The organism is Protofrankia sp. CiP1_Cm_nod3 (genome assembly GCF_982290655.1).
Window position 1 is genome coordinate 42273 of sequence record NZ_CEVIVD010000023.1, and the last position, 7906, is coordinate 50178.

9 protein-coding genes are annotated in these 7906 nt (G+C 70.7%); 4 read left to right on the plus strand and 5 right to left on the minus strand.

Features of this window, described 5'->3' with window-relative positions; all coding sequences use genetic code 11:
• Positions 1-71: 71 nt before the first annotated feature.
• The gene (locus AC5LUJ_RS07325; protein WP_250285708.1) at positions 72-347 is read right to left on the minus strand and encodes a hypothetical protein; all 276 of its coding nucleotides are present in this window, start codon (positions 345-347) and stop codon (positions 72-74) included.
• 172 nt (positions 348-519) lie between these two features.
• On the opposite strand from AC5LUJ_RS07325, the gene AC5LUJ_RS07330 reads away from it, so the two are divergent.
• On the plus strand, positions 520-846 hold the full coding sequence (locus AC5LUJ_RS07330; protein ID WP_250285707.1) for a hypothetical protein: 327 nt from the start codon (positions 520-522) through the stop codon (positions 844-846).
• Complete coding sequence (locus tag AC5LUJ_RS07335) at positions 843-1403, plus strand: GNAT family N-acetyltransferase (RefSeq protein ID WP_250285706.1); 561 nt, start codon at positions 843-845, stop codon at positions 1401-1403. The genes AC5LUJ_RS07330 and AC5LUJ_RS07335 overlap by 4 nt, the downstream gene beginning before the upstream one ends.
• Here the strand turns inward: AC5LUJ_RS07335 and AC5LUJ_RS07340 are convergent, their stop codons facing one another.
• The 4 genes from AC5LUJ_RS07340 to AC5LUJ_RS07355 form a co-directional block, all read right to left on the minus strand.
• Complete coding sequence (locus AC5LUJ_RS07340; protein WP_250285705.1) at positions 1404-1937, minus strand: OsmC family protein; 534 nt, start codon at positions 1935-1937, stop codon at positions 1404-1406. It abuts the gene before it with no gap.
• A gap of 135 nt (positions 1938-2072) precedes the next feature.
• Positions 2073-2894, minus strand: a complete 822-nt coding sequence (locus AC5LUJ_RS07345; protein WP_250285704.1) for a class II aldolase/adducin family protein — start codon at positions 2892-2894, stop codon at positions 2073-2075.
• A gap of 96 nt (positions 2895-2990) precedes the next feature.
• Complete coding sequence (locus AC5LUJ_RS07350) at positions 2991-3524, minus strand: alpha/beta fold hydrolase (protein WP_250285703.1); 534 nt, start codon at positions 3522-3524, stop codon at positions 2991-2993.
• A 344-nt stretch (positions 3525-3868) separates the two neighbouring features.
• Positions 3869-3973, minus strand: a complete 105-nt coding sequence (locus tag AC5LUJ_RS07355) for a putative leader peptide (protein ID WP_445548298.1) — start codon at positions 3971-3973, stop codon at positions 3869-3871.
• A gap of 279 nt (positions 3974-4252) precedes the next feature.
• Between AC5LUJ_RS07355 and glpK the strand changes: the two genes are divergently transcribed.
• The gene (glpK, locus tag AC5LUJ_RS07360) at positions 4253-5788 is read left to right on the plus strand and encodes a glycerol kinase GlpK (protein ID WP_250285702.1); all 1536 of its coding nucleotides are present in this window, start codon (positions 4253-4255) and stop codon (positions 5786-5788) included.
• A gap of 412 nt (positions 5789-6200) precedes the next feature.
• Positions 6201-7298 (plus strand): Rieske 2Fe-2S domain-containing protein, encoded by a 1098-nt coding sequence (locus tag AC5LUJ_RS07365; RefSeq protein WP_250285701.1) that lies wholly within the window; start codon positions 6201-6203, stop codon positions 7296-7298.
• The last annotated feature ends 608 nt before the right edge of the window (positions 7299-7906 follow it).

A 7906-nucleotide genomic window follows, 5' to 3' on the forward strand; every position in this document is an offset into this window, starting at 1 on the left:
CGCGGGCCGGCGCGTGTTCGGGCAGAGGCCCCCTGTCCTGCTCACCAGGCGGACGGCAGGGGGCCTGCGTCTCAGGTCCCCGTACGGGGAGAGGGGAACGGGAAGGTGATCGGGACCACGCGGCCGTCGAGCCCGTGGCTTCTCGCGTGGTGATCCGCGGCGGCCGCGGTCGGGAACGGCAGGCGGACCTCGACCGGCCGCTGCTCCGGCCCGTAGACCACGACGGCGTACAACACCGCGTCCGCCGGAACACCGCTGCCAGCGTCGGTCCCGGTCGGGGGTAAGGCGTGCCGGTGGATCCGTGCCGCCACGGGCGGTCGACGGGTGCAGGTCTTCGGCGGTGCCACGACATCTCCTGTTCGTGTCTCGTCCGCGTGGTCGGCCGGTTATCGTGCCGACGCGCCACATTCCATGACGGTGCGCGACAGTCGACCAGCTGTGACGGGATGAGCTGCCGTTGACACACCCGTCACGCACACCTCACGCACGTGTCGTCACGCCATGAAGGAGGGCACACAGGTGGACGATCAAACCGCGGTCGAGGCGCGTGGGCACGCCGCGGCCGGTGACATCCGGTCCGCGCGGGATGCGCTGGACCGGATGCGCCGGGCGGCGGTCGAGCTGCCGGCACGGCCGGGGATGTCACCGTTCGGACCTGCGGCGGCGGACATGTTCGCTGGCGGGGTCCTCGCCCGGATCGGCGCCGGGGCCGAGGCCGAGCCGGTCACCCGGACCGCGGTGGGGCTGTACGACTCCGGTTGCGGTGGCTTCGAGGAACGTGGCCATGCCCTGCTCGCCCTGTCCGCCCGGCCCCGTCTCGCCCTGACCACCGGGAGCGCCCTGTGACCCTGCACTTCGGACCGCCGTCCCCCGGTCGGCAGATCCCCACGCTGGTCACCGAACGGCTGATCCTGCGGGACTGGCGTGCCGAGGACATCACGCCCTACTCGCGGATGACGCAGGAGCCGGAGATGTCCCGGTACACCGGTGGCGGTCCCATGGACGAGGAGGCGGTGTGGCGTCATGCCGCGTTCCAGCTCGGCCACTGGGCGTTGCGCGGGTTCGGCATGTGGGTCGTCCGGGACCGGTTCACCGGTGAGTTCATCGGCCGTGCCGGGCTGTACGAGGAGCTGGGCTGGCCGGGCGTCGAGGTCGCCTGGACGGTACGGCGGGACCGTTGGGGGCAGGGCCTGGCGCCGGAAGCCGGGACGGCGGCGGTGGAGTTCGCCTTCCTCCACGTCGGCGTCGACCGGGTCGTCTCCATCTGCCATCCGGACAACGCCCGCAGCCGCCGGGTCATGGAGAAGGTCGGCCTGGCTCTCGACGGCGCATGGTCGCTCCACGGCCGGCCGAGCGTCGTCTACGCCATCACCCGGGAGGCGTGGGCGGCGCGTAGCGTCTGATCAGGGCAGGGCTGGGACGCGTTCGAGGGTGCCCTGGACCGGCTGTGGGCTGATCAGCAGGTTCAGGATCGGGCAGGTGCGTTCCACCGCCTCGCGCAGCCTGCTGATCTCCTCGTCGGACGCGGGGGAGGACAGCCGTACGGCGTAGCGCAGGTCGTGGGGGTAGACCGGCAGGTCCTCGTAGCCGGGCTCGCCGGCGCGCGGGTCGAAGATGGCGGTGACGTCGATGTCGAGGGAGTCCAGGGGGACGCCGAGGGTGGCCGCCTGGATCAGGTAGGTGTGGGTCAGGCAGCTGCCCAGCACGCCGAGCTGGATCTCCGGCGAGGTCGGGCCCAGGTTGTGCCCGGCCAGATCCGGCCCGCTGTCGCTGATGATCTGGAATTCGCGGGCCCGGATGCGGCGCACGCCGGTGCGCCCCTCCGCGGTGACGGTCGCCGAGACGGCCAGCGGCTTGGCCTCGCCGGCGGTCACCCGCTCCCGATGGGCGAGGACGGCGTCGCGTTTGCCGATCAGGTACTCACTCAGCCCGCTCACCAGGTGGTCCTCTCGTCGTCGGTCCGTCGTCGTTCAGTATGCCGGGCGTGATCCGCCGAGTTCCGTAGCACCCCCGTGGCCGCACACGGCCGTGCGGGTGACGCGGGCGGGAACCGCGTCATCCGCACGGCGCGCTCAGTCGAACAGGTCCGGCTGTTCGGCGGTGATGACGTCCCAGTAGGGGGCGAAGCTGAAGCCGCCGAAGGAGCGGCTGCGGCCCAGCGGCTCGGCGACCTCGTGCCGGACGAGCTTCGGGCGGCCGGCGGCTTCGGCGAGAAGCTGCGCGTGCGCGCTCTGGTCGGCGGTGACGAACAGCCACGCGGCCTCCTCCACGGACCGGCCGACGGTGAGGAAGCCGTGGTTCTGCAGGATCACGAGCTTGTTCGGTCCCAGCGCCTCGGCGATGTTGCGCCCCTCGGCCTTGTCGAGGACCACGCCGTTGAAGTCGGCGTAGAGCGAGTGGCTGCCGTAGAAGGTGAGGGCGTCCTGGGTGATCGGGTCGAGCAGCCGGCCGAGGGACGACCACGCCTTGCCGGCCAGGGCGTGCGCGTGTGCCGCGGCGACGACGTCCGGACGGGCGGTGTGCACCTGGGAGTGGATGGCGAACGCGGCCGTGTTGACGGGACGGTCGCCGATGACGATGTCGCCGTCGTGGCTGACCAGCAGCAGGTCGGAGACCTTGATCTGGGCGAACGGCACGGCGAGCGGGTTGACCCAGAAGTGGTCGGGCAGCTCCGGGTCACGCGCCGTGATGTGGCCGGCGATACCGTGGTCGTAGCCGAATTTCGCGAACAGCCGGAAGGCGGCGGCCAGCCGCTGCTTGCGGTGCAGCCGTATCTCCTCGACGGATCCCTCGGGCTCAGGGTGTTTCGGGACGTTCTTCTGGTCGGCCACGCGCAGCGGGGTCCGCCGGAACTGCTCGCGGATGCTGGGGGCGAGGCTGGTGCTGGTGGACATGCCCTGATCTCCTTGGCGTGACCTCGGAAAGAATCTCGGGAAGGACCGTCGTCGCGGCACGCGCACCGTCTGCCGGCATTCCCGCGTGCTCCCCGCTCATCCGAGCGGCGGATCGTGTCGTAGTGACTCCAGGAACATCAGCGTGCTGGCGGCCACCGTCCGGTGGCCGGGCCCGGTGATCACATCGTGCTGGCCGGGTACCACGGTGAGCCGCGCGCGGGGGGCGGTACGAATGATCATCTGGGTGAGCGGCAGCGGGCTCACCTGGTCGTCCACCCCGTGGATGAGCAGGATGGGCAGATCGGGCAGGGCCCGCGGGACCGGGTACACCGAGGCGTAGGGGTAGGCGCCGTCGACGGCGACGTCCTCGCTGTTCCTGGCGCCGCCGTCGGCGCTGAGCGGGCGTTGCAGCAGCGGCAGCCCGAGCAGGACCACGCCGTCCGGGCGCAGCGCCGGGGAGCCCGCCAGGGTCAGCGCGCGCAGCCCGCCGATGTCCGAGCCCAGCAGGATGAAGGGCGCGCCGGGGATACGTGCTTCGGCCAGTGTCGACACGCTGGCGCCGGGCTCCTCCGAGACGGTGGTGGTGTAGCCGTCGAGGGCCAGCCGCAGCCGGAGCCCCTCGAAGGACACGACTGTCTCGTCCCGACCGGTCAGGATGAGGACGGATCCGCGGCCGGAGGGTACGCCGGGCGAGGCCTCGAGCGTGGTGGTCAGTGACGCGGCGCTACCGGCCGCGTGTCCGTGGATGCCGGTGGATGGCCGTCTCGACGCGAATGTCACGGGCGGCGCGGATGTCATTGTGCATCTCCTGTCGTCGGGTGGGAGCTGTCGCGATGGCCGGCGTGGATGCGTGCCGTTGTTTTTCTTCCGCGTCCCAGGGGGGATGGAAACGAAACGTGCGGGAAACACGTGCTTTCGTCCTGCGGAAGGAAGGCGACAGTCCGTGAGCGGTCAGGCAGCGAGCGGGCGTGTGGTTATCGACGGAAGAAAAGAAGGCCCGGACAGGCTGCTGACGCGACCCGCAACAGATCAATGTGACCGCGGGTCACGAGGCGGGACTCGGTATGCACACGGTCCACAATGCGTGTGATGTGGGCTTGATGTCAATACTCGCCCCGGTCGGGCACGGGACATCCGACGGCGCGCCGGCGGCCTGGCGCGCTGCCCGGCCGGGCGGCCGGCGGCCTGGCGCGCTGATGGACCGTGGGTGCCCGGTGGGCCATGCTCCTACGTCGTGGCTACTTCCAGCGGTCGCCACTACCGGTGGCCGTTACTCCGGTGGACGTCGCCGCTGGCCGCGTCCACCCGGATGGGCGAGGCCACCACAGGTGACGGCCGCATGGGACGGAAGGACGGCGATGGGCGATTTCGTCGGGGCGATCGACCAGGGCACCACGAGCACCCGTTTCATGATTTTCGATCATGACGGTAACGAGGTCGCCCGCCGCCAGCTCGAGCATGCCCAGATCCTGCCGCGCGCCGGCTGGGTCGAGCACGACCCGGTGGAGATCTGGGAGCGCACGGCCGCCGTCGTCGCGGCGGCGCTGGCCGACGCCGGCCTCGGCGCCGCCGACCTGGCCGCGCTCGGCGTCACCAACCAGCGCGAGACCACGATCGTGTGGGACCCGCGCACCGGCCGGCCCTACCACAACGCGATCGTCTGGCAGGACACCCGCACCGACCGGATCGTGGCCGCGCTGGAGCGCGACGGCCGCGGCCAGGTGATCCGGAGCAGATCCGGCCTGCCACCGGCGACCTACTTCTCCGCGGGCAAGATCGCGTGGATTCTCGACAACGTCGACGGCGTCCGCGCCGCGGCCGAACGGGGCGAGGCCGTCTTCGGCACCGTGGACAGCTGGCTGCTGTGGAACCTCACCGGCGGTCCGCGCGGCGGGCTGCACGTGACGGACGCCACCAACGCCAGCCGCACCATGCTGATGGACCTGCGCACCCTCGACTGGGACGACGAGCTGCTGGAGCTCTTCGGCGTCCCGCGGGCGATACTCCCGGTGATCCGGCCGTCGGCCGACCCGGCCGGCTACGGCTCGACCACCGCCGCCGGGCCGCTGCGCGGCGAGGTCGCGCTGACCGCCGACCTCGGCGACCAGCACGCCGCCACCGTCGGGCAGGTCTGCTTCGCCCCCGGGCAGGCCAAGAACACCTACGGCACCGGCAACTTCCTCCTGCTGAACACCGGGACGCGGGCGGTGCCCTCCCGGCACGGGCTGCTCACGACCGTCGGCTACCGCTTCGGCGACGACGACCCGGTGTACGCGCTGGAAGGCTCGATCGCCGTCACCGGGTCGGCCGTGCAGTGGCTGCGCGACCAGCTCGGCATCATCGGCAGCGCGGCCGAGAGCGAGACGCTGGCCGCGACGGTGCCCGACAGCGGCGGGATCTACTTCGTCCCGGCCTTCTCCGGGCTGTTCGCGCCGTACTGGCGTTCCGACGCGCGGGGCGCCGTCGTGGGGCTGTCGCGCTTCCACACCGGCGCCCATCTGGCCCGCGCCGCGCTCGAGGCGATCTGCTACCAGAGCCGGGACGTGGCCGAGGCGATGCGGCTGGACTCGGGGGTGGCCCTGGACGTCCTGCGGGTCGACGGCGGGGTGACCGCCAACGACCTGTGCATGCAGATACAGGCGGACATCCTGGGCGTCCCCGTCAGCCGTCCGGTGGTCGCCGAGACGACGGCGCTCGGCGCCGCGTACGCCGCCGGCCTCGCCGTGGGCTTCTGGAAGGACACCGGTGAGCTGGCCACCCACTGGCGGGAGGGGCGCCGCTTCGAGCCCCGCTGGTCGGCGGACCGGCGGGAAAGCGGCTACGCGGGCTGGCGCAAGGCCGTCGAACGCACCCTGGACTGGGTGGACGTGGACCCCGGCCCCGGTGGTCGGTAACGGTCATGATTCCGCTGGTTCCAGCCACGGCGGAATAGCCGGAACAATCGTGCCGGCGGTGCCGGTGTGCGGTAGGCGACATACGGCCGCGCGAGCGCTTTGCCGTTGTCCTGGACGGGTAGATCATACCTCGCTGGAAACCCGCCGCCGCGGGGGCGCGGCAGGGTGACGGGTTGCGCCCGGGTGGGTGCCCTCCGTCCGAAACACGGCCGTTACCATGTTACCTCGCTGCCGTGCGTCGTCTGTTGTTTCCGTCACGCATTGACATCCCCGGGATCTGTCGCGGGCCGCATGCTAACGTCGATCATGCGTTACCGCCCGGTGCGGTCGACCGGCCGATAATACAGGGCCATCTCGCCGTCCATCTCTCGTGTACATTCATTTTTCTCCAAGTATTACTCGCGGAGGATCCGTGGCGAAGTCGAAATGGCAGAAGCAACTCAAGAAATACGACAGGCGGCTGCTTGAGGGTCAGTCCTTCGGCGAGGAACAGAAGACCGACTACCCGTTCGGCTGGTATTTCGCCAGGTACAGTGAGGATCTCGAGCCGGGCCAGGTGGCGCCGGTCGAGTTCATGTCGCACCAGTTCGCGCTCTTCCGCGGGAAGAGCGGGCGGGTCGGCATGGTCGACAGCCAGTGCTGCCATATGGGCGCCGACCTCGGCCGCTGCGGCACCGTGGTCGAGGACCGGATCAAGTGCGGCTACCACGCCTGGGAGTTCCGGACCGACGGCGGCTGCGAGGTCATCCCCGGGCTGGACCAGGCGAAGATCCCCCCGCGGGCCGGCCAGCGCGCGATCCCCGTCCGGGAGCACGCCGGGAACATCTGGTTCTGGTACGGCCCCGAACCGGTCGGCGAGTTCGTCGAGGTGCCCTACGCCGACTCCAAGAAGTACCTGAACCTCAAGGGCCAGATCTACACCGCCCGGGGAACGCTGCTGCCGGTCGCGGAGCACGTTTCCGACATCTACCACTTCCCGGTCGCGCACAAGGGCGCGGGACGGCTGGAGTACTCCATCCTGGTGAACAAGGAGGACCGCCTGGAATACCAGCTGCGGCCCGCCGACGAAACCGGCATGAAGAAGGTCCAGCGCTGGTTCCGGCCGTACGCGTTCATCGAGATGATCGGGCCGTCCGCGTCGCTCTACCGGACGCAGAAGGACGCCACGGTCGACCGCTCCGGCCCGCTGCTGACAATTGTTCTCGGCGGCACCCCCGTCCGAGACGACCTGATGTTCTTCGGCTACCGGGTCATTGTCCGCAAAATACTCCCCGGCCCGCTGTTCGCGCCGCTCAACCACCTCATCGCGCGCATGATGTGGCTGACGGTCCGGCGGAACGTCTACGCCGACATCGACGTGCTGCGCTGGCTGCGGCATCCCGAGAAAACCCTCTGGGTGAAGCCGGACGGCCCGTCCGTCCGCGAGTTCCGCGCCTTCTTCCAGCGCCGTATCGCGCCCGGCTGGCGTTTCGGCGACCCGCTGCCGGCGGAATCCGCCGTCAGCGCGTAGCACCCGTCAGGCCGCGCGGACGGCGCCCGCGACGCCCGCGGGCCGGGCGGCCGGTGACCGGTACCGGTTGAACGTCGGGTCCCTGGTGGGGGCGACCGGACGTCCAACCGGCGCCGGTGAGGCCCGAGACGACCCGGGCCCGCGGCAGCGCGGGATCCCGGCGGGCCGTCACGCCCGCGAGCGCCATGTGTGCAGGCCCGGGCAGCCCTTCTGCGGCTGCCCGGCGGCCGAGCGCGATCCACCCGCCTGTAAAGTCGCTGGCCACGCACACATGGGGGGAACCATATGCTGGCTTTTTGTATATTATTAACTACAATCGCCATGATTGTCGGATTTGTTGGACTGGTGCGCGGTCGCCTGCACCAGGCGCGAATCCACAACCGCCGGAGCGCCGGAATCGTCACCGGAGCGAGTCTCCTGGGGCTCCTCGTCCTCACGGCGCTGGCTCCGGAGAGTAACCAGACGGTGGTGTCGGCCGCTCCGAGGGCGTCCGTGAGCTCATCGCCCACGTCCACGCCGTCGACCGTCGGCACTCCGCTGCCTCCGGCCGAGCCGCTGGCCGTCAGCAGCCCACCGACACAACCGCCTGTACCCGTCGTGACGGCGCC

Coding starts and splice junctions, on each gene's coding strand:
- AC5LUJ_RS07345 (WP_250285704.1), bottom strand. CDS start 2,894: ATGTCCACCAGCACCAGCCTCGCCCCCAGCATCCGCGAGCAGTTCCGG.
- glpK (WP_250285702.1), top strand. CDS start 4,253: ATGGGCGATTTCGTCGGGGCGATCGACCAGGGCACCACGAGCACCCGT.